The organism is Variovorax sp. Sphag1AA (genome assembly GCF_014192575.1).
GTDB lineage: Bacteria > Pseudomonadota > Gammaproteobacteria > Burkholderiales > Burkholderiaceae_C > Variovorax.
Window position 1 is genome coordinate 311273 of sequence record NZ_JACHYC010000003.1, and the last position, 23555, is coordinate 334827.

A 23555-nucleotide genomic window follows, 5' to 3' on the forward strand; every position below is an offset into this window, starting at 1 on the left:
GGTGCGCAAACAAACATAAAGGAGACTAAGCAATGAAACGGATCGTCAGCATCTTGATCGCGCTGGTAGCGCTCTTGATTTCTTCTTTCGCCTCTGCCCAAGCCTATCCAACGAGGCCGATACGGGTCGTCGTTCCCTATCAGGCAGGCCAGGGGACCGATGTTGCAACCCGCTATCTCGCCGAACACCTGGGCCGCGCTCTGGGCCAACCGCTGGTGATCGACAACCGCGCGGGTGCCGGTGGAAACATCGGAGCGGCCGAAGTGGCGCGCGCCGCGCCCGACGGCTACACCCTGCTGATGGGAACCAACGGAACCCATGTGCTCAACCAGTTTCTCTATCCGTCGATGCCTTTCGACCCCGAGAAGGACTTCGAGCCGGTCGTATTGGTGAGCACCTTTCCGATGGTGATCCTCGCGAACCCGAACGCGCCCTACAAGAACATGGCGGACCTGCTCGCGGACGCCAAGGCGCGGCCCGACACCGTCAACGTCGGTCTGCCGAGCACGACCTCGCGACTGGTGCTCGAGTTGATGCAGAAGCAGAGCGGCGCCGTCATGCGCTCCGTCCCCTACAAGGGCTCTGGCAGCTCCATGACCGATCTCATGGGCGGGCAGGTGATGGTCGGCATCGACACGGCGAGCGCGGCGAGGCCCTTCATCGCGAACGGCAAGCTCAAGGCGCTGGCAGTGACGTCGCTCAAGGACTCGGCGCTTCTGCCGGGCACCCAGCCGGCCGCCAGCCAGGGGCTGGAGGGTTTCCAGGTCGTCGCATGGAACGGGCTCTATGCGCCGCGCGGTACGCCTGCGGCCATCGTTCAGAAACTCAATGCGGAGATCCTCAAGGTCCTCGCGTTGCCCGAGGCACGGCAGCGACTTCTGGACCTTGGCCATGAGCCGGCGGGCGGGACGCCCGACAGCCTCGACCGCTTCGCCCGCAGCGAACGCGAGAAGTGGGGCCCACTCATCAAGAGCGCGGGGATGAAGCTGGAGTAGGGCTGCGATGCACGGACGCAAAGACATTCGCACCCAGCGCCGTGCCATGCACCGCCAGATGCGATCCGAGCTGGATCGCCTGCAGTAGTTCGGCGGGTGCGACGCCTTGTGACAGCGCCACAGACAGCATCTGCTTCGTCGCATCGGGATTGAAGGCCGTGAAGCACGCGTGCAAGGCCACCTGGACCAGACTGCGCTCCGCAGGGCTCAACCCCGTTCCCGGCCGGCCCTTGTCGATGAAGTCGAGCAGCGCCTCTGCATAGCCCGGATCCATCCTTGCCACGGCGGCAAGAGAAAGCGCATGCGTGGGCCCGAGCGAATCGATGCGGGCCTGAAGTGCGTCATCGATGGGAGCAGCTTCGTTTGTGCCGACAAGCTCCGCAAGGATGTCGGCAGCCTGGCCCACGCTGACGGCGCCCTGCACCGCAACAAGGTGCAGCACGTCGAAGATGTCGGACTGTGTCACGCCGACTTCGAGCGCCTTCTTCATGTGCGTCTGCAACCCCGATTCGAAGAGGTGCGACGAGGAGCTGTCGAGCGCCACATAGATGAGCTCGACCATGCGCGGCGAGAGCGGGCCGGTGCGTGCGGGGTAGCCGGCGTAGTGCGCGTACTGCTCCACGAAGCCGGGGCACGCCTGCAGCATGGTCTCGGTCCATGGGCGCCAGTAGCCGCGCTCTGCGATGAAGGTCGCCTTGATCCGCGCGAGCTCGGGATCGGTGATGTCGTGTGGTTGCGCACTCATCGTGTATCTCCAAGTGCGGTGCTACCGCAAACGAGCGTCTGTCCGGTCAGGTACTGCGCAGCGGGGCCGCAGACGAAGCGCAGCAGCGGGTGCAGCGAGTCCGGATCGAGGCCTTCAGGCACTTCCAGCGCATTGATGCGTAGCGCGCGACCACCCCACTCGCAGGCGAGCGTCGAGACCAGCATGCGTGCGGCTGCGGCGTCGCCGGCGTCTTGCCAGCGGGTGTTGCGGGTCCGGGGCAAGAGCAACGTCAGACTGGCCTGTTGCGCATTGCGGGTATGAAAGCGCACGGCCGCGGCGTGCACTGCCTGCAGCAGACCCGGTCCTTTGCAAGACAGTGGGGACAGGTCGAGGCACGCGTCATAGTGCGGACCGGTTGCCGGTTTGGTCGCCAAGGCTTGCCACGCAGCGCCATCGCCGCCCACGACTTCGAGTCGCACCGGCAGGTCCAAGGGCAACGGCTCCAGCGTGGCCGGCTCGAAGCGCTGGCTGCCTCCGAACACGGAGGAGCCGCCGTTGAACGCCAGCACCTGTCCATGCAGGGGCGCTGCTCCGGGGGTTGCAAGAAAGAAGAGCGCCTGCGCCATCTCGGCAGGGAGGGCCATGCGGCCGAGCGGGATTTTTCCGACGGCGTTCTCGGGCTTGATGCGGCCGGCCTGGATCAAGCCATCCACCAACTCGGTCCGCACGAAACCGGGTGCAAGCACCGTCACGCACCAGTCGGGGCGTGCTGCTGCGAGCGCGCGCGTCTGGGCGATGAGTCCCGCCTTGCTCGGGCTGTAGGCGCCCCGCCATGGAATGGCGTTCAGGCCGGCGCCAGACGAGACATTCACGATTCGCGCGCCGGGCTTGATCAGAGGCGTGCACGCGTCGATCACGGCCGCCGGCGCAGCCAGGTTGAGCGCGAGCAGTCGGGCCATCTGCGCCGGGGACTGTTCGACCAGCGGCGTGTTCGACGCATCGGACATGCCGGCGTTGTTGAGGATGGCGTCGAGTGCCGGCGTGCCGTCGCGAAGCGATGCGACCTGCGCCGCATCGGTGAGGTCGATCGTGCGCAGCACATGCGCGCAAGAAGCCGGCGAAGGCAGCGTCCGCCCCAGCGCATGCAACGCCGCTTCGTTGTGATCGACGAGTACACATTGCCAGCCCGCGGCGGCGAAGAGTCGCGCGGCATCGCGGCCGATGCCCGAAGCGGCACCGGTGATGAGGACCGTCTGCATCAGCGCGTGTTCCTCGTGCTTCAGATGTTGGTCAGCGTGATACCGCCGTCCACCGTCAGGCCTTGCGCGGTGATGAATCCTGCGTCGTCGCTCGAAAGGAAGCAGATGGCGCGCGCGATGTCTTCCACCGTGCCGAGGCGTCCCAGCGGCGTGCGGGCGATGCGATTGGCGTCGCGCGCGGCGTCGCGGTTGCGCTGCGTGCCTTCGGTGGGAACGGCAGAAGGGCACACCGCATTGACGCGGATGTTGCGCGCCCCGAGTTCCGCCGCTGCCGCGCGCGTGATCCCCATGATCCCGGACTTGATGCCCGAATAGACCACCGAGTTGGCCGCCGACCGCAGAGCGGCAACAGAGGCCACGTTCACGATCGAGCCACCGCGCTGCGGGTCCATCACGGCGACCGCTTCCTGCAGGCTCCAGACGACCGACTTGAAGCCGACGTCCAGCATGCGGTCCATCGTCTCCGGCATGATTTCGGGGATGGCCTGGTAGCGAACCCAGGCCGCGTTGTTGACCAGGATGTCGAAGCGCCCGCCGCCCTGCTCGAACGCGCTGCGGATTGCATCGCGAATGCCTTCGCGGCTTGCGATGTTCATCGGCACCGCGAACGCCTTTCCGCCGCGGTCCTTGATGGTGTCCACCACCGGGATGACCAGTTCTTCCTTGATGTCGTTCACGCAGACGATGGCACCGCGGGCGCCCATCTGCAGTGCAGTCTCGCGACCGATGCCGGCGCCCGCGCCGGTGATGAGGGCCACGCGGCCGAGCAGGTCCTGATTCATTCGAACTCCTTGATTCATGCTGCGGACTGGATGAAGTCCAGTCCGGCTTGCTGCGCGAGCGATCCCGATCCGAACGCCGCATCGAACTTGCGCACTTCGCGCAGCGCGTAGTGCAGGGGCACTTCCCAGGTGAAGCCCATCCCGCCGTGCAGGTGGATGGATTTCTCGAGCACGAAAGCCGCATTCGTGAGGGCGTTGGAAAGCACCGGGCCGGTCGCGCGCACATGGCCGTATTCGTCCGTGTGCAGTACACGCTGGATGCCGGCGCTGGAGGCCTCCTGTACCAGCCGCATCCGAGCGAGCAGGTGCCGCACGGCCTGCTTGGCCGAGAGAGGCCGCCCGAACTGCACGCGGGTCGCCATATAACTGGCGGTGGTGGCGAGTGCACCTTCGGCCGCACCGTTGACCAGTCCGGCGATCAGGATTTCACCGTCGCGCTGTAGCGTGGCGAAAGCCGCCGCATCGATCTCGGCCAGCACCTTGGCCTTCCCCAGCATGAGCCATGACTGCGGATAGTCCGGGTCGAGCGCGACATCGTCCTGGATCTCGATGGAAGCGAGGTCGAGCAGGGCCGCGCCTCCATTGCCGTTGGCGACCAGCACCCAGTCGCAGTGGCGTGCATGGCGCGCATGGCCTGCGAAGCCTTCCTGCAGGCTTCCCTGCAGTGCCCAGGTCGCGACGCGCGTGCCGCCGGCGAGTTCTGCAGCAAGCGGTGAATCGCCGAGCGCCTTGGCGATCAGGAGCGTTTCGAGTAGTGGCCACTGAAGGCGCAGCTTGCCCGCCTCCGCCACGATGGGCAGCGCGAACTCGATGCCCAGCGCGAGTCCGCCGGCACCTTCGCTTGCACACACGCCGCACAGTCCCGCGTTGGCCAGGACTGCGGCTGCTTCGCGGAAGTCGCGGGCCTGTGCATCGGCGATCGCATCGGCCGCGGCCTGTGCGAACTCTTCGGGTTTGAGGTCGTTGTCCATTCCGCTCATTTCAGTTGCTCCGGTGCGTTGAACGTGCGGCCACGCATGAAACTCGTGCATGCGAACCCAGGAACCCCGCGGAACCGGCTTTGCCGGGCCGCCGGGGTTGCCCCCGGAGAGGGGGTGGAGAGTGACACGAAGTGCGCGAGCCTGGGGGTGAGCTTCATTTGAGGTCCTTGGGCAAATCCATGATGCGTTGGGCAATGATGTCCAACTGCACTTCGGTGGTGCCGGCATAGATGGTTTCGGCCCGCGCGAAGAGGTAGGCCGTGGTGAAGTGCTTGCGGGCACGTTGGGCCAGTGCACTCGATCGCGGGGTCACTTTCGAGACGATCGAAAGCGCCAGACCCATGAACGCCTGGTGGCATTCGGACCAGTGCAGCTTGGTCAAGGACCCGCGGGCGCCGATCTTGTCGCCGGCCATGAGCTGATCGACCGTGCGCTCGACCAGCCCCTTGAGGGCATCGATCTCGCCCAGCACATCGCCGATGCGGCGCTGGTAGTAGCCATCGTCGAGCAGCTTCGACAGCTCGGGGTCGGACTTGCACGCGGCGATGAGCTGGCGCAGCTCGCACTCGAAGCGCCATGCGCGGTACATGCGGTTGGTTGCACGTTCGATCGACAGCACGCGGATCGCGGCGTTCCACCCTTCGTCTGGCGTGCCGAGACGCGCGCTGTCGGGCACCACGACGTTGTCGAAGAAGACTTCGGCGAACGACTCCTTGCCGTCGATCGACTTGATCGGCACCACGCGAATGCCGGGCGTGTCCATGGGCACCGCGAACATCAGGAGGCCGCGGTGCTTGTCGGCGACGGTGCCGGTGCGGGTCAGGAGCAGGCAGTAGTGCGCCTTGGCCGCGCCGCTGGTCCAGATCTTCTGGCCGTTGATGCGCCAGGTGTCGCCTTCCTGCACCGCCTTGGTCCGCAGGCGCGCGAGGTCGGAGCCGGCATCGGGCTCGGAGAAGCCCTGACACCAGTAGTTGCGCATCGAAAGGATGCGCGGCAGGAAGAACTGCTTCTGCTCTTCCGTTCCCACGGTCTGGATGATCGGGCCCGCGAGTTCCTTGCCGATCGAGCTCACGCTCTCGGGCATGGCGAGCGCGCCCACTTCCTTGTTGACGACGAGGTGCTCGCGCAGCGTGAGTCCAAGCCCGCCATACACCTTGGGCCACGTCATGCCGGCGAGGCCCGCGTCGTACATCGACGCCTCCCAGTCGCGGCATTCATCCACCGTGGGCGTGCGATACGCTAGGCTGTCGGCACGCATGTGCTCGGGCAGATTGGCGCGCAGCCACTCGCGCGCGTACTGTCGGTAGACGGCCGGGCCCGCCGAAGCGTCGGGGATGGCCGGGTTTTTTTCCGTGTGCATGAGTGCCTTCAATGTCCAGGGGTGTTGGAAGAGGTGGGAACCATCAGCGCATCGAGTACGAGCACGCCTTCGCCTTCCGGTTTGACCAGGATCGGGTTCATGTCGATCTCGGCCACGTCGTCGGCATGCCGGCATGCGAACTCCGAGAGCCTTGCCACCGTGCGCGCGGCTGCGGCCACGTCGGCCTTGGCCTGACCCCGGGCGCCATTCAGCAGCGGGAACATGCGGAGGCTGCGGATCATCCGCGCAGCCTCTTCCTCGGAGACCGGCGCGACCTGCACCGCGACGTCCTTCAGGATCTCGGCGTAGATGCCGCCCATTCCGACCATCACCACGGGGCCGAACACCGGGTCGCGCGAGACGCCGGCGATCAGTTCCACGCCGCCGCGCACCATCGGTGCCACGAGCACGCCGTCGAGGCGCGCTTTCGGCGCATGCTGGCGTGCATTGGCCATCACGCGGTCGTAGGCCTGACGCACTGCGTCGTCGTCCTTCAGGTCGAGTGCCACCCCGCCAATCTCGGTCTTGTGGGCGATGTCTTCCGATGCAATCTTGAGGACCACCGGATAGCTCGTCGCACGCGCGCTGCGCACTGCGTCGTCGGCGGACGAGACCACCTCTTCACGTGGCACGCTGATGCCGGCGGCTGCCAGTGCCTTCTTGGCGTGGAACTCGTTGCGGAACACGGCCGCGTCCACCTTCTCGACAGGGCCGCTGTACGCAGCCGCAGGAGAGAGGCTGGCAAGTTGCCCCAGCCGAACCAGCCCGGCCATGCCGTTGGCGGCTGCAGGAATGCTCGGGAACACCGGAATGCCCAGCGCATTGATCTCGGCCACCGCATCGGCCGGCCCCTTGCTGATGAGGACCATCAGGCGATCGGGATGGCTCTCGCGAATCTTCGACAACGCTTCCATGTACACGCCACGCAGGCGCGGGTTGTAGAGCGACAGTGCGAGCAGCAGGACCAGCGTGCTGCCGCCGGCATCGCTCTGCAGCGCGGTGAGCATCTTGAGCAGGATGTCCGGGCGGGCGGACATCTGCGCCGATGCGTCCACCGGGTTGTTGGTGCCGGCTTGCGGCACGGCCTCGCGGATCAGCGCCTTGGTGCTGTCGGCCAGTTGCGGAAGCGTCATGCCGGCTTCCACCATCGCGTCGGCCATCATGATTCCGAAGCCGCCGGATGCAGCCACCAGCGTCACCGCATCCGTGGAGGGCAGGCGATCCGCACCCAGCAGGGCGGCAGCATGGCCGACGTCAAGCAGTTCTTCGAACGAGCGCACGCGCAGCACGCCGTAGCGCTGGAAGACGGCATCGAACACTGCGTCCGAACCCATCAGCGCGCCGGTGTGCGAAGCGGCCGCGGCCTGGCCTTGTTCCGTGGCGCCGATCTTCAGCGCGATCACCGGCTTGCGCTGGCGGCGTGCCATGTCCAAGGCCTCGATCAACCGTCCTGCGTCGCGGCAGGTCTCCATGCAGCACAGGATGATGCGGGTGGCGGAATCGTTCGCCAGGGCGGCGATGCCATCGGCCACATCCACATCGGCTTCGTTGCCGGTGGCGATGAACCGGCTCACGCCGAGGCCGCGATCGGCCATGCAGCGCATCGTGAAGCTGCCGATGTTGCCGGACTGCGAAACGATGCCCACATGGCCGGCGGGCGGCATGCTTTGTTCGAGCGCGATGGAGAACGAAGCGACCAGCCGATCCACGACGTTCACTGCGCCGAGGCAGTTCGGGCCCAGCAGGCGCATGCCATGGTTGCGCGCGACGCGCACCAGTTCGGCTTGCATCTCTGCGCCTTCCGGACCCGCTTCAGCAAAGCCGGTGGAGAGAACGACCACACCGCGCACGCCGCGGCTGCCGCAATCACGAACGGCCTGCAGGGTTGCGTTCGCGGGCACTGCCACGATGGCGAGCTCAGGCGCGGTGGGCGTTTCAAGCACCGAGGCGTAGGCCTGCAGTCCCTGGATGGTCCCGCCCTTGGGGTTGATGGGATAGATCGCGCCGGCGTAGCCGTACTTGCGCAGCAGCTGCACGGGACGGCCGCCGATCTTGGTCACGTCGTCGGATGCACCGATCACCGCAACGCTGCTTGCGTTGAAGAACGCTTCGAGCCCCGCGCCCGGCGCGGCCTGAACCTGGGTCAGCATGTTCAACGCCCCTTGAAGACCGGCGTGCGCTTCTCGAGGAAGGCCATGCGCGCTTCACGCGCGTCTTCGGTCTTCGAGAGTGCGACGGTGAACTCCTGTTCGAAGCGGTACGCATCGCGCTGGGGCATCAGGTCGACCATGTTGGCTGCGCGCTTGGCATAGATGATGGCCAGCGGTGCCTTCGATGCGATCTCGCGTGCGAGTGCCATCGCCACCGGCAGCAGATCCTTTTCGGAGACCACTTCCTCGATCACGTTGCGGCGGAAGAGCTCTTCGGCGGTCAGGCGCTGGCCGGTGAAGAACATGCGGCGCAGCGTGGAGCGACCGAACAGCGTCTTGAGCATCGAGGCGCCGCCGGCCAGCCCGACGTTGATCTCGGGCATGCCCACGGTGACGTTCTCCGACGCATACAGGATGTCGCACGATGCCGCGAGGCCGAGCCCTGCGCCGAGCGCAGTGCCGTTGATCGCCGCGATCACCGGCTTGGCGCATTCGCGGATCGCATTGCCGGTCTCGCGCGTGATGCGGTTGTGATCGAGGAAGTCGCCGGCGACGGTGTTGTCGGGACGGTCCTTCAAGTCCGCGCCCGCGCAGAAGACGCTGCCGGTGCCGGTCAGCACGGCGCAGCGGATGTCCTCACGCTCGGAGATGGCGTCGAACGTGGCCACCAACTGGCGGCGCATCTCGCGATTCAGCGCATTGACCGGCTTGCGGTCCATCGTGACGAGGGCGACGCCCTCGGAGACTTCCAAACGAACCCATTGATCACTCATACATCACCTCAAAAAAAGAGAGCCGCCTTGGTTACCTGGCCGCTTTGTTGTCTTCGGCCGCAACGGCCTCGAATTCCTTCAGCACACGCGTCTGGTCGCGCTTGTAGTCCTCGACGCTGCCGGCGTACGGTTCCAGGTAGAGCTGCCGGCGTGCGGTCTTCATGGCCTCGGATGAGAGGGCCTGTTGCACGGCGCGCGAGAGCTGTTCCTTGATCGGGGCCGGCGTGTCGCTCCGCACGTTCAGGCTGTAGCTGCTGCTGAACGCCATGTTGGGCAGGCCGAGTTCCTGGAAGGTCTTCACGCCGGGCAGGAAGTTGTTGCTGCCGGGCACGCCGGTGGTGGCCAGCACCTTGACCTTGGGGCTGTCCTTCACCGCCTGGGTGGTGCCGATCGTCGTGAAGTAGGCGTCGATCTGGCCCGCGAGGATCGCGGTGAGTCCTTCGGCGCCACCCTTGAACGGAATGGCGCGGTACTGGATGCCCATGTCCCTGGCCATCCTCGCGGCCAGCATCGAATAGACGCCCACGCCGAGATCGAGACTGCCGACGTCGATTTCGCGGTGCGCATTCTTGAGGTCGTCGAGCCGCTTCCAACCGCGATCTGCGGCCACGATGAAGGCATAGCTGCTCTGCGCCAGCGGCGCGAGGATCTCGAAGTCGGAGAACTCGTAGGCCAGGGTGGGTGTGGCGATCTTGGCGCTGTAGAAGCCCTCGGCGCGCACCAGCAGGGTGTAGCCATCGGCGGGTTGGCCCTTCGCGGCCACGATGCCGACCGACGAGCCGCCGCCGGGGCGGTTCTCGACGATCACCGGCTGGCCCACGATCTTCGCGAGTTCCTGGCCGAAGGCGCGTGCGATGTTGTCGGTCGCGGCGCCCGGGGGGTAGGGCACGATCAGCTTGAGCGGCTTCGAGGGATAGTGCTGCGCCTGCGCCGCCACAGGCAGCGAACTCGCCGCGGCGCAGAACACGGCCATGCCGAGCAGCGCGCGACGACCCATGGAGACCATGGCAGCCGGCTTTGCGCAAACCCATTCATCGCTCATACATCACCTCGGCAACAGGGGCCGGCTGGATGCGGCACCCGTCTGAAATAAAAGGACGCTTTCGACAAACGGGCCTTCGCCTGAAGGGAATTCTGTTGTTTGTCTCTTGCGGAAAATTATAGAAATCGCACCCCAATTCGGTCTCCCTTTATCCTGAAGGAGTGTTCTGCAAAAAATGAAGGAGTGCCCCGCGAGGGGACTGCTACGATGCGCCGGCGCAGGGGTCCGTCTACGGAAACCAATTCAATTCGAATTCGCCGCCAAATTAATTCAATTAATTGATGAGCGAATTTGAGCGCCAGGAAAATCAAATGGAAATTCAGCGCCTCGGCAATTTGAAACTGGCATTGGGCGAATGCCCGATGTGGCACGGCGGCCGGCTTTGGCTCCTGGATTGCCGGCAGGGACTGGTCCTCGCGCTGGACCCGGAGACCGGCGAGGTGACGGCGCGGCATGAAGCGCCTGCGCCCCTCGGCTCTTTTGCGTTCAACGGTGACGGCGGCGATTGCATCGTGCTGTCGCTTAAGGAAGAAATCGCGGCGCTGAACCTGCGCACCGGCAAGCTGCAGTCGCTGGCGCGCATCGACGCCAGCCATCCGAACCTGCGAATCAATGACGGCACGGCGCTGGCCGACGGCAGCTTCGTGACCGGCACCATGCATGTGTTTCGCGAAGAGGGCGAGCCGGCGCTCGGCGGGCTGTACCGCCTCGACACCGCGCTGCGCCTGCACAAGCTCGACGACGGCATCGACATCGCGAACGGGCCGTGCGTGAATCCGGTGAATGGGCGCTTGCACGTGGCGGACAGTGCGGCGCGGGTGATCTATTCGTATGCGATCACGGCGGACGGAGCGCTCGCCGACAAGCAGGTCTTCGTCCGGACGGACGCCTGCGACTCCGGCCCGGACGGCTGCACGTTCGACAGCGAAGGCGGCCTGTGGACCGCGCTGGTCCGCGTCGGCGCGCTAGGCCGCTTCGACATGCAGGGCCGGCTCACGCACCGCATCGATCTGCCGGTGACCTACCCGAGCGCGCTGTGCTTCGGCGGTCCCGACATGGCGGATCTGTTCGTCACCAGCATCAGCGCCAGCGGGCGCCTCAGCGCATCTGGGCCGATGGATGGCGCGGTGCTGAAACTGACGGGAGTGGGCTTCCGGGGCGTCGCGCGCCCTGTGTGCCGCCTGCCGCTTTAGGGCGAGCCGGCCGGCGGGCGATCGAGGCCCGCCGCGTTGCCGTGGGCCGAGAACCGCAGCTCGGGTCCGGCCACATGCTCCGCCACGAAGTCCAGGAAGAGGCGGATCTTGGCGGGAATGATCGGCGTGTCGAGGATGGTGGCGTACATGCCCTCGTCGAAGCCCTTGTTGCTGATCCGGTAGTCGCTCAGCACCCGCACGAGGCGTCCCTGCCGGATGTCGTTGTGCACTGTGTAGTCGTCGAGCAGCGCAATACCTTCGCCAAGCCGGGCGAGTTCCAGCAGGGCCATGCCGCTGTTGGTGATGTGGCGAGGCTTGAAAGCAATCTGCTCGAGTGAGCCCTGCTGCTTGAAGAGCCAGGTGTATTCCTCACCGGGCAGCTGGTAGGCCAGGCAGTCGTGCGCGAGGATGCTCTCGGGTGCCGTCAGCTCCGGCTTGCCGGCGAGGTAGGCGGGCGATGCGACCAGGTAACGATCGCTCTGGAACAGCATGCGACGCTTGACGCCAGCCTCGACCGGCGGCGAGATGCGGAAGTCGACGTCGAACTGGTTGCGCCGCAGGTCGACAGCCGCTTCGCCGAGCGTGAGTTCGATGTGGATCTCCGGGTAGCGCTTGCGAAAGCCGGCGATCAGGTTGGGCAGCACGCCCAGGCCGAACATCATCCGCGAATGCACCCGAAGCGAACCCTGCGGCGCGGTGCTGATGGCGGTGATGTTGCTTTGCAGCTCGTTGATGCGCCAGAGGATGCCCTCGAGCTGGCGCGCGTATTCCTGCCCCGATTCGGTCAGCGCAATCTGGCGCGTGGAGCGCAGCAGCAGCTTGACCTTCAGCTCTTCCTCGATGTCCGTGATCATCCGCGACACCCCTGTCGCCGAGATGCCGAAGCGACGTGCGGTCTCGGAAAAGTTCTTTGTCTGGGAGATCGACAGGAACAGTTCCATGGCGCGCAACCTATCCATGAATACTCCAGTTGATGCAGTTCTGATCTGCAGTTTCAGTCATAGCCGATCCGGTTCGTCTCCCTAGAATTTCCCGATCCGTGCGGGCGGTATTTTCCCGGAGACAAAAATGGAATTCGGCGTATTTATTCTCGCCCAGCAGCGCGGGTATCACCAGACTTCGCAGCAGGTCATCAATAACTCGATCCAGCAGACCGTGATTGCGGAACAGGCTGGATTCGACAATGCCTGGTACGCGGAGCATCATTTCAACAACTATTCGCTCTCGCCGTCGCCGCTGATGATGGTGGCCCACATGGCGGCCAAGACGCAGCGCATTCGCCTGGGCACCGCCGTCTGCATCCTGCCACTCTATCAGCCGGCCCGCTTCCTGGCGGAGGTCGGTTTTGCGGACACGGTCTCCAATGGCCGGCTGGATCTGGGCGTCGGATCGGGCTACCAGGAATTCGAATTCGAGCGCTTTGGCGTCGACATTGCCAACTCGGGCGCGATCTACAACGAATTCCTCGACATCCTTCCGAAGGGCTTGACCCAGAAGATCTTTTCGTACGAGGGCCGGCTTCTCAAGATGCCGCCGAGCTCCATCGCGGTGCGTTGCGTGCAGGAGCCGATGCCGCCGGTCTGGATCACCTCGGGCAACCCGGCCACCTTGAGCCGCGGGGTCCGCGAGAACTACAACCTCTTCGTGACCGCGCTGCTCAATGGCACCGAGGCCATTCGCGGCGTGCGCGGCAAGCTGGAGAAGGTGGCCGCTGAGAACGGCAAGGACCTCGACCGCGACGTGAAGTTCGGCTTCCTGCGCTGCGCCTATGCGTCCGACAACAAGGCCGAGATCGACGCCTACCTGCAATGCGCGCTCTTCCAGCGCCGCATCTCCGAGAGCCTGAAGTACCGCCGCTCGCAGTCCGACGACGGCTACATGATCAAGGAAGTGCCGTACGAGACGGACCCCACCATCGAGCAGCTGCGAAGCAACCTGCCGGTGGGCTCGGTGAACCAGGTCATCGACCGCATGCTTGAAGAGATCAGCATCCTCAAGCCCAAGCACATCGCGATCCAGACCCAGCTGGGCGACTTCGACCAGAAGACGATGCTCAAGCAGATCGAGCTCTGGGGCGAAAAGATCATCCCGGCCATCCAGAAGGAACTGGCCCCAAATCAAATCAGGAGACTTGCATGACGACCCCGACCCAACCATCCATCAACCGACGCACCGTCCTGCTCGGCAGCATGCTGCTGGGCGCCGGCGTCAACAGCTTCGCGAACACGAATGCGAACACGGGCAACTGGCCCAACCGGCCGATCCGCATCATCGTCGCGGGCTCGTCCGGTGCCGGCGGCGACATCTTCGCGCGCCTCATTGCTGCGCCGCTCTCCGAAGTGCTCAAGCAGCCGGTGGTGGTGGACCCGAAGGCGGGCGCCAATGGCCTGATCGCCTGCGACGCGGTCGCCAAGGCGCCCGGCGACGGCTACACGCTGCTGTTCGCGCCGTCGTCCGCGATCCTCATCAACCCGGTGATCCATCCGAAGCTGCCTTACGACGCGGAGAAGGACCTGGTCCCCGTCGCGCAAGTGGGCGCGGCCGGCATCCTGCTGGTGGCCAATCCCAGCACTGGGTTCAAGAACCTCGCGGACATGGTGGCCTACGCCAAGGCGCATCCGGGCAAGCTGGCCTACGGTTCTTGGGGCACCGGTTCATCGGGTCATCTCGCCATGGAAGGCATCAAGGCACGCTATGGCCTCGACATGCCGCATGCGCCGTACAAGACGCTCACGTCGGAAGTGACCGATCTCATCGGCAACAACATCAGCGTCGGCTTCACCGACATCGCATCGCCGATTCCGCACATGAAGGCCGGCCGCCTGGTCGGGCTGGGCCAGACCGGCTCGCAACGCTGGCCAGCGACCAAGGACCTGCCCACGCTCTCGGAACAGGGCTACAAGTTCGAGGCCGATGGCTGGTACGGCGTGTTCGCGCCGGCAGGAACGCCGCCGGAAATCATCAACCGGCTCAACGCGGAGATCTATCGCCTGCAGCAGACCCCCGCAGTGCGCGAGAAGATCGAAGGACAGAACATGATCGTCCCTGCAAGCGCGAGCGCGCAGCAGTTCGCGGCTTCCATCAAGCGGGACGCCGCCATCTGGCAGGGACTCGCGCGCACGACGGACCTCAAGGAAAAGTAAGCACGGCCGCGCGCCCGTCGCGCTCCCTGCGACCACAAACGGACCGGAGCCAAACGCTCCGGTCTTTTTTTTGCGCGTCCGCATCGCGCATCCCACCGTTTTTTGCAGGACTGAATCACGTTCCTTCGGTATTCACGACCGGGGGATCGAACAAGAGAATTTCCGTCATTGCACATCACCCCTCGGAAGGCGGAACACATGGAATTCGGCGTATTCATCCTGGCCCAGCAGCGCGGTTATCACCAGACTTCGCAGCAGGTCATCAGCAACTCGATCGAGCAGACCGTGGTGGCCGAGCAGGCGGGCTTCAACACGGCCTGGTATGCGGAGCACCACTTCAACAACTACTCGCTCTCGCCGTCGCCGCTGATGATGATCGCGCACATGGCCGCCAAGACGCAGCGCATCCGCCTGGGCTCCGCGGTGTGCATCCTGCCGCTGTATCACCCCGCACGTTTCCTGGCTGAAGTCGGCTTTGTCGACACGGTGTCCAACGGCCGCCTGGAGCTTGGCATCGGCTCCGGCTACCAGGAGTTCGAGTTCGAGCGCTTCGGCGTGAAGATCGAAGAGTCGGGCGCGATCTACAACGAGTTCCTCGACATCATCCCGAAGGGCCTCACGCAGAAGATCGTTTCCTACGAGGGTAAGCACCTCAAGCTGCCGCCGAGCTCGATCGCGGTGCGCCCGGTGCAGTCGCCGATGCCGCCGCTCTGGATCACCTCGGGCAATCCGGTCACGCTCGGCCGCGGCGTGCGCGAAGGCCACAACCTCTTCGTGACCGCGCTGCTCAATGGCAACGAAGCGATCGTCTCCTTGCGCGAGCGCCTCGACAAGGTCGCGCAGGACAACGGTGCGGACCTCGACGAGGACGTGAAGTTCGGCTTCCTGCGCTGTGCATTCGCATCCGACAACCAGGCCGAGATCGACAGCTACCTCGACAACGCACGCTTCCAGCGCCGCATTTCCGAGAGCCTCAAGTTCCGCCGTGCACAGTCCGACGACGGCTACATGGTCAAGGAAGTGCCTTCGGCCACCGATCCGACCTTCGAGCAACTTCGCAAGAACCTGCCCGTTGGGTCGGTCAACCAGGTGATCGACAAGATGCTGGAAGAAATCAGCATCCTCCGTCCGAAGCACATCGCGCTGCAGACCCAACTCGGCGATTTCGACCAGAAGACGATGCTGCGCCAGATCGAACTGTGGGGCGAGAAGATCATCCCGGCGATCCGCAAGGAAGTCGATTCGATGAACTCCGTGTCCGCCTGAAGCGCGCATGTCGTCGATGCCTTCCCAGACTGCTTTCGACAGCAAGGCCCTGCAGGGCAGGGTGGCGGTGGTCACCGGCGCCTCCGGCGGCCTCGGTCTTGCCATCTGCGAGCACCTGCGTGCAGCGGGCGCATCGGTGGTGCAGCTGGACATCAGCTATGCGGCCGAGCCCACCGAAAGCGACGGCGTGCTGACCATGCACTGCGACATCGCCGAGCCCGCATCCGTGGCCGTCATGGCGGAACAGGTGCGTTCGCGCTTCGGTCGCTGCGATGTGCTGGTGAACAACGCCGGCATCACTGCATTGCCGGTTGGCCTGCATGATTTTCCGATCGACCTCTGGGATCGCATCTTCCGTGTCAACCTGCGTGGCGCGCTGCTATGCGCACAGGCACTGGTGCCGATGATGTTCGACCAGCAGATGGGCAGCATCGTCAACGTGGCTTCGATCGGCGCGCAGGTGCCCACGCGCAACGGCGCCTATGGGCCCACCAAGGCGGCACTCAGGGGTTTGACCCACCAGATGGCTGTGGAGTGGGGTCCGCGCGGCATTCGTGCCAACTCGGTCAGCCCTGGAATGATCCGCACGCCGCTGTCGGAGCCGCACTACCAGAAGGAAGGCACGCTGGAGAGGCGCACTGCCGCCATCCCCGCGCGCCGCGTCGGCCGTCCGGAGGACATCGGGTCGGTCGTCGCCTTCCTGGCCAGCGACGCGTCGGCGTATGTCAACGGAGAGGACATCGTCGTCGACGGTGGCTTCCTCAAGGCATCGCTGACCAACATCTACAACAACGCAACCTGAGCGACACCACCATGGACTCGCCAAAGCGCCTGCAGAACGTATTCGTCGTCGCCGAACGGCCGGCGGAACTCAACAACTTCTACGAGTCGGCACTGGGGCTGCAGCTCAAGTTCCGCGACAAGGACCGCTGGATCCAGTACGGCGTGGGCGGCAGCAACGTCGCGCTGGCCTGCCGCGAAGAAGCGGTTCCCGCGACATCGGGCGTAGTGATGGTGTTCGAGGTGGATGACTTCACGGCCGTCGCGGAGCGGGTCGCCGCGTCGGGCGGCGAAGTGCTGGGCATGCGCGACATGGGCTCGCATGGCGCGGTGATGTCGCTGCGCGACCCCGAAGGCAACATCGTGCAACTCTTCAAGCGTCAGGCGACGCCAGCATCATGAGCTACGAAACGCCGCAGATCGACGCGATCGAACCCAAGCTGTTCCGTCAGTTGCTTGGCTGCTTCCCGACAGGCGTGGCCGTCGTCACGACGACCACTGCCGACGGACGCCCCGCGGGCCTGACGTGCAACTCGTTCAGCTCCGTCTCGCTGGAGCCGCCGCTGGTGCTCTTCAGCCTGCGCAAGGCGAGCAGCCTGCTGCCGACCTTCGTGGAGGCCGGCACCTTCTCGATCAATATCCTGTCGCAGAGCCAGGACGTGCTCTCCGGCCGCTTCGCGTCGAGCAAGATCGCGGACAAGTTCGAGGGCGTCGCATGGCGCAAAGGGCCGCTCGGAACGCCGCTCATCGACGATTGCCTCGCCAGCTTCGAGTGCACCGTCTATGCACGCCACGAGGCCGGAGACCACGAGATCTTCATCGGCGAAGTCAAGCACATGACGCCCGGCTCTCCGGACCATGCACTGGTGTTCTACAAGGGCGCCTACATGATGCTGGCCGAGTCGCTGCGCAAGCTGGTGCTCGACGGCCAGCTCGGCACGAACGACATGGACGAGGCCTATCGCTCGCTGTACGGAACGCTGCTGCGCCTGGCTTGCGTGCGCGCATCCGAAGAAGAGGTCGATGCGATCGAACGCGCGGTGGACCAGATCGAGCAGCACCAGGGCGAGAAGGCGCTCCCGCAGCGCATCGAAGCCATGGCGAGCTTCTTCTCGTCGATCGCGCTGGCTGGGCACAACGAGGCGTTGCAGCTCATGGCACGGACCATGACCGCGGTGCTGCGCGAGCGGATGGCGCTCGTCATTCCGGCGCATCCGCGCCCCGATGTCTTTCCGCTGCGTCGCAAGGTCGTCGAGCGCCTGCGTGCTCGCGACGCCGACGGCGCCGCTGCTGCATTGGACGAATTCATCACGGTGCTCCGCGCCAACGAAACAGGGCAATGAACAGATCCATGATTCAACCGCTTTCCGGCGTGCGCGTGCTCGATCTTTCGCGCGTGCTTGCCGGCCCCATGTGTGCGATGGCGCTCGCCGATCTCGGCGCGGACGTCATCAAGGTCGAACACCCGGAGCGCGGCGACGATACCCGTGACTGGGGCCAGCGCATCGGTCGCAACAACACCTCCTACTTCAACGCCTGCAACCGCAACAAGCGTTCCATCTGCGTGGACCTGCAGGATGAGGCTGGACAGCGCGTCGTTCGCGAGCTGGCTGCGCAGAGCGACGTGGTCATCCAGAACTTCAAGCACGGCGGCGCCGAGAAGCTGGGGCTGGGCTACGAAGACCTGCGCGCCGTGAATCCGAAGGTCATCTACTGCTCGATTTCGGGCTACTCGGCGCTCGGCCCCGAGAAGGACCGGCCGGGCTACGACCTCGTCATCCAGGGCGAGACCGGGCTGATGGCGATGAACGGCGAGGAAGGGCAGGGCCCGCTGAAGTTCGGCATCGCGGCCGTCGACATGTTCACCGGAATGTATTCCGCGCAGGCGATTCTTGCGGTGCTGTACGAGCGCGCACGCACGGGCGAGGGCCGGCACATCCAGATGTCGCTCTACGACAGCGGCATGATGATCACCTCCTACTACGGGCTGACGGCCTGGCTCAATCAGGCCGACCCGGCGAAGTTCGGCAACTCGCATCCCTCGATCGTTCCCTACGGCGTGTTCGATGCGAAGGATGGTCCGCTCGTGATCGCGGTCGGCAACAACGGCCAGTTCCGCAAGCTCTGCGAGTCGGTGATCGACAGTCCTTCGCTTCCCGAAGATCCGCGCTTTGCGACCAACACCGAGCGTTCGCGCAATCGCCGGACGCTGCTGCCGATCCTGCACGAGCGGTTCAAGGCCTATTCGCGTGCAGAGCTCATCGAGGGCATGCAGCGCGTGGGCATTCCTTGCGGCGAGGTGCTGGGGCTTTACGATGCCATTCGCTCGGAACGTACGGCGCAGGCGAAGGTGTGGTGCGAGTTCGAGGACTCCGAAGCAGGCACGCAGGCAGTCCACGCGCCGCCGTATGTCCTCGACGGACAGCGCGCCAGCGTGAACCGGCAACCGCCCCATCTGGGCCAGCACACCGATGAGGTGCTGCGCGAGCTGCTCGGCCTTGATGACGCTCAACTGCAGTCGCTCAGCGAAAAGCGCGTGATCGCCTGACGAGGCGCGCCGCATTGGCGCGCAATGCGGGCATTCGCGGGGATCGGGAAGCGAGCTCATCCACGCCAGATGCAAGATACTGGCGCAATGCCTGATTCCTCGAAAAGCCGATCCGGTGCGGGAGAACCCGCAGGAGAGGTGAATCCTGGCGACATCGTCACCTCGCGAGCGCCGTTGGAAACGCCGGATCGGCGGCCGAAGCGCAATAGCGAGACGCAGCAGCAACAGCCGGAGCAGCCGCCCCGCACCCTGCCGGGGTCGAAGTGGTCCGAATGGGTTTTCTCTGGCGCCCTCGCGGCGATATTCCTGGTGTTCGGAATGGCGATCCTGATGGACAAGGAGGGTCGCGAGCAGCCACGCTCCCTTGCGTCCACGCCATTGTTCATCGGTGAACTCCATCCCAACATCAGCGACGTGATCGAGAAGGCGCCGGAGGACGGCGCACTTGAAATCACGCTTGTCCAGGCCGCGCCGATGTACCCGGCGGACGTCGTGGTCGGATTCGCCAGCGACGCACTCGTGGTCTTGCGACGGATGCGGGAGTTCTTCCCGCAGGTCGAAAACCGGATCGTTCGATTCGTGGTGAAGGCCCCCTTGCACCCGACCGATACCGACTCGAGCGGGATGGCCCCGCTCTTGTCGATCGAGTTCGAGCGGAGCGAGGTGCTTGCAGAAGTCATGGCGCCCGAGTTCACCTATCAGGACCTTCTGAACGAGACAGTGGCTGTCCGTTACCTGAATGACCTGAGCGGTTCGCGCTACCTGGGCGCGTTCTGCCGAGATCCGTTGTCGCGCTCCGCGACCGATTTCTGTGAGCGGGAAGTTCGGGACTGAACGCTATATCGCCTCCGGCACGCTAGAAGCGACCCGTCGCCCGCCGCTGGACCGCCGTCTTGGCCGGCGGCTTCTCGCCCTGCGCCGCCGCATCCTTCCGGGGTGCGCGCTTGGCGGGCTTGCGCCGTCCCTTCAGGGACTCGATCAGGGAAAGGGCACCCTTGTCGAACTTCGCGTTTTCATCGGGCATGGCGGCGGCCTCCAGACGGCGAGGGCCGGATGGTACGCCGGGTATGGCTTCTCAGAGCGTTATTTGATCTGGTGATGTGCCAAATCACGCGTGCCGCATTGACGGAATATTGCGTGAAATCAATCATTCGCTCCACGCCGCGAGGTAGTGCGGCCAGACATCAAAGCCAAGGCACCCATCAGTGGTTGCCGAGTAGCAAGGAGACCCCATGAGCGAATGCCCCGTCACGGTGTTCCCGCCCCGCATCCAGTGGGAAAGCGATGGAACGAGCCGGATTCCCTTCCAGGCCTACACCGATGAAGCGATCTACAAGAAGGAACTCGATCGCTTCTTCTACCGAAACCACTGGTGCTATGTCGGCCTCGAAGCCGAGATCCCGAATGCGGGTGACTTCAAGCGCACGGTAGTCGGCGAGCGTTCGGTCATCATGGTGCGCGACAAGGACGGCTCGATCCATGTGGTCGAGAACGTGTGCGCGCATCGCGGCATGGCCTTCTGTCGCGAGCGCCACGGCAATCGCGAGAGCTTCACGTGCCCCTATCACCAGTGGAACTACACGCTTTCGGGCGATCTGCAGGGCGTTCCTTTCAGGCGCGGCGTGAAGCAGGACGGCAAGGTCCACGGCGGCATGCCCGCGGACTTCAAGCCGACGGACCACGGGCTGACCAAACTCAAGGTGGCGACGCGCGGCGGTGTCGTGTTCGCGTCGTTCGATCACGAGGTCGAGTCGCTGGAGGACTTTCTCGGGCCGGTGATCCTCGGCTACTTCGATCGACTCTTCAACGGCCGCAAGCTCAAGATCCTCGGCTACAACCGCCAGCGCATTCCGGGCAACTGGAAGCTGATGCAGGAGAACATCAAGGACCCGTATCACCCCGGGCTGCTCCACACCTGGTTCGTGACTTTCGGGCTCTGGCGTGCGGACAACAAGTCGCAGCTCTTGATGGACGAACGACATCGCCATGCGGCGATGGTGTCGACGCGCGGCGCGGCCGGCAAGGCGGAGCAGGTGACGCAGGTGTCGAGCTTCAAGGACAGCATGCAGCTGCACGACGCACGCTTCCTCGATATCGTGCAGGAGCCCTGGTGGGGCGGGCCGACTGCGGTGATGACCACCATCTTCCCGAGCGTGATCTTCCAGCAGCAGGTCAACAGCGTGTCGACGCGGCACATCCAGCCCGACGGACATGGCGCCTTCGATTTCGTCTGGACCCACTTCGGCTTCGAAGACGACACCGAGGAGATGACCCAGCGGCGCCTCCGTCAGGCAAACCTCTTCGGCCCGGCCGGATTCGTGTCGGCTGACGACGGCGAAGTGATCGAGTGGTCGCAGGAAGGCTTCGAAACCAAGCCCTTCCACCGCACGGTCGCAGAGCTCGGCGGCCGTGAAGTCGGCGACACCGATCACATGGTGACCGAGACGCTGATCCGCGGCATGTACGAGTACTGGCGCAAGGCGATGGAGGCCTGATGATGGAATTCCAGGACTACTTCGAACTCACGCAGCTCTACGCCGCCTACGCCTCGGCCCTCGATAGGGCCGACTGGGATGCATGGCCTGAGTTCTTCACGGAGGAGTGCGTCTACAAGCTGCAGCCGCGCGAGAACCACGAGCGGGGCTTTCCGCTCGCGACGCTGGCCTTCGACAGCAAGGGCATGCTGAAGGACCGCGTCTACGGCATCCGGGAGACGCTGTTCCACGATCCGTACTACCAGCGCCATGTGGTCGGCACGCCGATCGTGCACAAGACCGATCCCGACGGGCGTATCCACTGCGAGGCCAACTACGCGGTGTTCAGGACGCGGCTGTCAAAGGAGAGCACCGTCTTCAACGTGGGACGAACGATCGACGAGATCGTGCGCACGCCAGAGGGACTCCGGTTCGCTTCGCGCGTGGTCGTCTACGACAGCGAAATGATCCCGAACTCGATCATCTATCCGATTTGAAGAGGCACTCCATGACCATCAACTGGGTTGACGCGGCCGCGCATGACGATGTGCCGCAGGAAGACGTGATCGGTCTGGCGGTTGCCGGACGGGATATCGCGCTCTATAGCGTCGAAGGCGAGGTGTTCGCCACCGACAACATCTGCTCGCACGGCCACGCACGCCTGTGCGATGGCTTCCTCGAAGGCCACGAGATCGAGTGCCCGCTGCACCAGGGCAAGTTCGATGTGCGTACCGGCAAGCCGAACTGCGCGCCGGTCACCGAAGCAATCCGCAGCTATCCGGTGAAGGTCGAAGGCGGCCGGATCTGGCTCGCGATCGAATAGTCCTTCTCCACTCCCGAGGTCTCTATGGACACCATGGAAATGGGTGTCGCGGCGGGCGTTCGCCCGGACGCGACGATCGTGATCGTCGGTGCGGGACAGGCTGGCGGCTGGGCTGCGCAGACCTTGCGCAGCGAAGGCTTCGGCGGCCGCATCGTGCTGCTCGGCGATGAGGCGCATCTTCCGCACGAGCGACCGCCGCTGTCGAAGTCGGTGCTGGCGGGTGAAGCTGCTCCGGCGAGTACCTGGCTCTTCAAGGAGGCCGCCTTCGCGGCGCTCGATCTGGATTGGCGACCCGCGACGCGCGTCTCCCGCATCGATCGGGAAGCCAGGCGGGTCGAATTGATCGACGGCGAGCCGCTGGCGTATGACAAGCTGATCCTCTGTTCCGGTGGACGGGCGCGTGCCCTTGCGGTGCCGGGTGCAGAGACGGCCCGCATCCACACGCTGCGCACCATCGACGACGCGCAACGGCTCGGTTCAGTGCTGGACCATGCGCGCAGCCTCGTCGTGATCGGTGGCGGATGGATCGGCCTTGAAGTGGCTGCGACGGCGCGCAAGAAGGGCCTCGACGTGGTGGTGCTCGAATCGCAAAGCCGTCTTTGCGAGCGCAGCGTTCCGGCGCAGGTATCCGAACACCTGCTGGCGCTCCATCGCACGCATGGCACGCGCGTGGTGCTCGATGCGAAGGTCAAGGCCTTGTCGACCGACTATGAAGGCCGTTCGACCATCGAACTCGGCGACGGCGAAACCCTGCAAGCGGATGCGATCTTCGTTGGCGTCGGCCTGGTTCCGAATGACGAACTCGCACGCAATGCAGGCCTGGAATGCGATGGCGGCGTCATCGTCGACACGCGCTGCGTGAGCTCCGATCCGGACATCCTCGCCGCGGGCGATGTGGCGGTGACGCCCAACCACTGGGCCGGACGGCGCCTGCGTCTCGAGTCCTGGCAGAACGCGCAGGAGCAGGGCATGGCTGCCGCACGCTCGGCGCTGGGCCAGCAGGTGGACCACCAGCCGCTGCCGTGGTTCTGGTCCGACCAGTACGACATGAATCTGCAGATCTACGGCATGCCTTCGGCGACGGATCGCGTCGTCATGCGAGGAGAGCCCGGCGCGAGCAGCTTCCTGCTCTTCTATCTCGACGGCGAGGTGGTCAAGGCCGCGATCGGCGTCAATGCCGCGCGCGACCTGCGCTTCGCGCGCCGCCTGATCGAGCAGCGCAAGCCGGTCGAGGCCACGCGTCTGGCAGACGCCAGCGTGCCGATGGCCAAGGTCTGACCA

At 64.9% G+C, this 23555-nt stretch carries 24 protein-coding genes; 14 read left to right on the forward strand and 10 right to left on the reverse strand.

Annotation, left to right across the window (positions count from 1 at the left end; genetic code table 11):
* The first annotated feature begins 32 nt into the window (after window positions 1–32).
* The gene (locus tag FHW64_RS13335; RefSeq protein WP_184526860.1) at window positions 33–995 is read left to right on the forward strand and encodes a tripartite tricarboxylate transporter substrate binding protein; all 963 of its coding nucleotides are present in this window, start codon (window positions 33–35) and stop codon (window positions 993–995) included.
* On the opposite strand, the gene FHW64_RS13340 is transcribed toward FHW64_RS13335, so the two are convergent.
* From FHW64_RS13340 to FHW64_RS13375, 8 genes are all read right to left on the reverse strand, one after another.
* Entirely contained in the window at window positions 967–1740 is a 774-nt protein-coding gene (locus tag FHW64_RS13340; protein WP_184526862.1) for a carboxymuconolactone decarboxylase family protein, read from the reverse strand. The two genes, FHW64_RS13335 and FHW64_RS13340, sit on opposite strands and share 29 nt — an antisense overlap.
* Window positions 1737–2960: an SDR family oxidoreductase gene (locus tag FHW64_RS13345; protein WP_184526864.1), complete on the reverse strand. Its 1224-nt coding sequence runs from the start codon at window positions 2958–2960 to the stop codon at window positions 1737–1739. The genes FHW64_RS13340 and FHW64_RS13345 overlap by 4 nt, the downstream gene beginning before the upstream one ends.
* A gap of 20 nt (window positions 2961–2980) precedes the next feature.
* Window positions 2981–3742 carry an SDR family NAD(P)-dependent oxidoreductase gene (locus FHW64_RS13350; RefSeq protein WP_184526866.1) on the reverse strand — a complete coding sequence of 254 codons (762 nt, stop codon included), beginning with the start codon at window positions 3740–3742 and terminating at the stop codon, window positions 2981–2983.
* A 14-nt stretch (window positions 3743–3756) separates the two neighbouring features.
* Window positions 3757–4722: an acyl-CoA dehydrogenase family protein gene (locus tag FHW64_RS13355; protein WP_184526868.1), complete on the reverse strand. Its 966-nt coding sequence runs from the start codon at window positions 4720–4722 to the stop codon at window positions 3757–3759.
* Between the two features lie 154 nt (window positions 4723–4876).
* The gene (locus tag FHW64_RS13360) at window positions 4877–6082 is read right to left on the reverse strand and encodes an acyl-CoA dehydrogenase family protein (RefSeq protein ID WP_184526870.1); all 1206 of its coding nucleotides are present in this window, start codon (window positions 6080–6082) and stop codon (window positions 4877–4879) included.
* Between the two features lie 8 nt (window positions 6083–6090).
* The gene (locus tag FHW64_RS13365; protein WP_184526872.1) at window positions 6091–8232 is read right to left on the reverse strand and encodes an acetate--CoA ligase family protein; all 2142 of its coding nucleotides are present in this window, start codon (window positions 8230–8232) and stop codon (window positions 6091–6093) included.
* A 2-nt stretch (window positions 8233–8234) separates the two neighbouring features.
* A complete protein-coding gene (locus FHW64_RS13370; RefSeq protein WP_184526874.1) occupies window positions 8235–9005 on the reverse strand; it encodes an enoyl-CoA hydratase/isomerase family protein in 771 nt (256 codons plus the stop codon).
* A 31-nt stretch (window positions 9006–9036) separates the two neighbouring features.
* Window positions 9037–10047, reverse strand: a complete 1011-nt coding sequence (locus FHW64_RS13375; protein WP_260303797.1) for a tripartite tricarboxylate transporter substrate binding protein — start codon at window positions 10045–10047, stop codon at window positions 9037–9039.
* 281 nt (window positions 10048–10328) lie between these two features.
* Here FHW64_RS13375 and FHW64_RS13380 point away from each other — a divergent pair, with 281 nt between their 5' ends.
* The gene (locus tag FHW64_RS13380; RefSeq protein WP_260303798.1) at window positions 10329–11240 is read left to right on the forward strand and encodes an SMP-30/gluconolactonase/LRE family protein; all 912 of its coding nucleotides are present in this window, start codon (window positions 10329–10331) and stop codon (window positions 11238–11240) included.
* On the opposite strand, the gene FHW64_RS13385 is transcribed toward FHW64_RS13380, so the two are convergent.
* The gene (locus tag FHW64_RS13385) at window positions 11237–12199 is read right to left on the reverse strand and encodes a LysR family transcriptional regulator (RefSeq protein WP_184526875.1); all 963 of its coding nucleotides are present in this window, start codon (window positions 12197–12199) and stop codon (window positions 11237–11239) included. The genes FHW64_RS13380 and FHW64_RS13385 overlap by 4 nt on opposite strands.
* Window positions 12200–12308: 109 nt before the next feature.
* On the opposite strand from FHW64_RS13385, the gene FHW64_RS13390 reads away from it, so the two are divergent.
* The 8 genes from FHW64_RS13390 to FHW64_RS13425 all read left to right on the forward strand — a co-directional run bounded on the left by FHW64_RS13390 (window position 12309) and on the right by FHW64_RS13425 (window position 19811).
* Window positions 12309–13379, forward strand: a complete 1071-nt coding sequence (locus FHW64_RS13390; protein WP_184526877.1) for an LLM class flavin-dependent oxidoreductase — start codon at window positions 12309–12311, stop codon at window positions 13377–13379.
* Window positions 13380–13429: 50 nt separating this feature from the next.
* Window positions 13430–14383, forward strand: coding sequence for a tripartite tricarboxylate transporter substrate binding protein (locus FHW64_RS13395; protein WP_184527894.1), 954 nt, complete (start codon window positions 13430–13432; stop codon window positions 14381–14383).
* 198 nt (window positions 14384–14581) lie between these two features.
* The gene (locus FHW64_RS13400; protein ID WP_184526879.1) at window positions 14582–15649 is read left to right on the forward strand and encodes an LLM class flavin-dependent oxidoreductase; all 1068 of its coding nucleotides are present in this window, start codon (window positions 14582–14584) and stop codon (window positions 15647–15649) included.
* Between the two features lie 16 nt (window positions 15650–15665).
* Window positions 15666–16451, forward strand: a complete 786-nt coding sequence (locus FHW64_RS13405) for an SDR family NAD(P)-dependent oxidoreductase (protein ID WP_184526881.1) — start codon at window positions 15666–15668, stop codon at window positions 16449–16451.
* Window positions 16452–16462: 11 nt separating this feature from the next.
* On the forward strand, window positions 16463–16831 hold the full coding sequence (locus FHW64_RS13410) for a VOC family protein (RefSeq protein ID WP_184526883.1): 369 nt from the start codon (window positions 16463–16465) through the stop codon (window positions 16829–16831).
* The gene (locus tag FHW64_RS13415) at window positions 16828–17772 is read left to right on the forward strand and encodes a flavin reductase (RefSeq protein ID WP_184526885.1); all 945 of its coding nucleotides are present in this window, start codon (window positions 16828–16830) and stop codon (window positions 17770–17772) included. The genes FHW64_RS13410 and FHW64_RS13415 overlap by 4 nt, the downstream gene beginning before the upstream one ends.
* An 8-nt stretch (window positions 17773–17780) precedes the next feature.
* Window positions 17781–18977 carry a CaiB/BaiF CoA-transferase family protein gene (locus tag FHW64_RS13420; RefSeq protein ID WP_260303799.1) on the forward strand — a complete coding sequence of 399 codons (1197 nt, stop codon included), beginning with the start codon at window positions 17781–17783 and terminating at the stop codon, window positions 18975–18977.
* A gap of 24 nt (window positions 18978–19001) precedes the next feature.
* Window positions 19002–19811 carry a hypothetical protein gene (locus tag FHW64_RS13425; protein WP_184526889.1) on the forward strand — a complete coding sequence of 270 codons (810 nt, stop codon included), beginning with the start codon at window positions 19002–19004 and terminating at the stop codon, window positions 19809–19811.
* A gap of 22 nt (window positions 19812–19833) precedes the next feature.
* On the opposite strand, the gene FHW64_RS13430 is transcribed toward FHW64_RS13425, so the two are convergent.
* On the reverse strand, window positions 19834–20001 hold the full coding sequence (locus FHW64_RS13430; protein WP_184526891.1) for a hypothetical protein: 168 nt from the start codon (window positions 19999–20001) through the stop codon (window positions 19834–19836).
* Window positions 20002–20209: 208 nt separating this feature from the next.
* Here FHW64_RS13430 and FHW64_RS13435 point away from each other — a divergent pair, with 208 nt between their 5' ends.
* The 4 genes from FHW64_RS13435 to FHW64_RS13450 are packed head-to-tail and all read left to right on the forward strand — an operon-like array spanning window position 20210 to window position 23552.
* Window positions 20210–21472, forward strand: coding sequence for an aromatic ring-hydroxylating dioxygenase subunit alpha (locus FHW64_RS13435; protein WP_184526893.1), 1263 nt, complete (start codon window positions 20210–20212; stop codon window positions 21470–21472).
* 2 nt (window positions 21473–21474) lie between these two features.
* Entirely contained in the window at window positions 21475–21948 is a 474-nt protein-coding gene (locus tag FHW64_RS13440) for an aromatic-ring-hydroxylating dioxygenase subunit beta (protein ID WP_184527896.1), read from the forward strand.
* Window positions 21949–21959: 11 nt separating this feature from the next.
* Window positions 21960–22274 (forward strand): non-heme iron oxygenase ferredoxin subunit, encoded by a 315-nt coding sequence (locus tag FHW64_RS13445; RefSeq protein WP_184526895.1) that lies wholly within the window; start codon window positions 21960–21962, stop codon window positions 22272–22274.
* Window positions 22275–22298: 24 nt separating this feature from the next.
* Window positions 22299–23552: an NAD(P)/FAD-dependent oxidoreductase gene (locus FHW64_RS13450; RefSeq protein ID WP_184526897.1), complete on the forward strand. Its 1254-nt coding sequence runs from the start codon at window positions 22299–22301 to the stop codon at window positions 23550–23552.
* Window positions 23553–23555 lie beyond the last annotated feature (3 nt).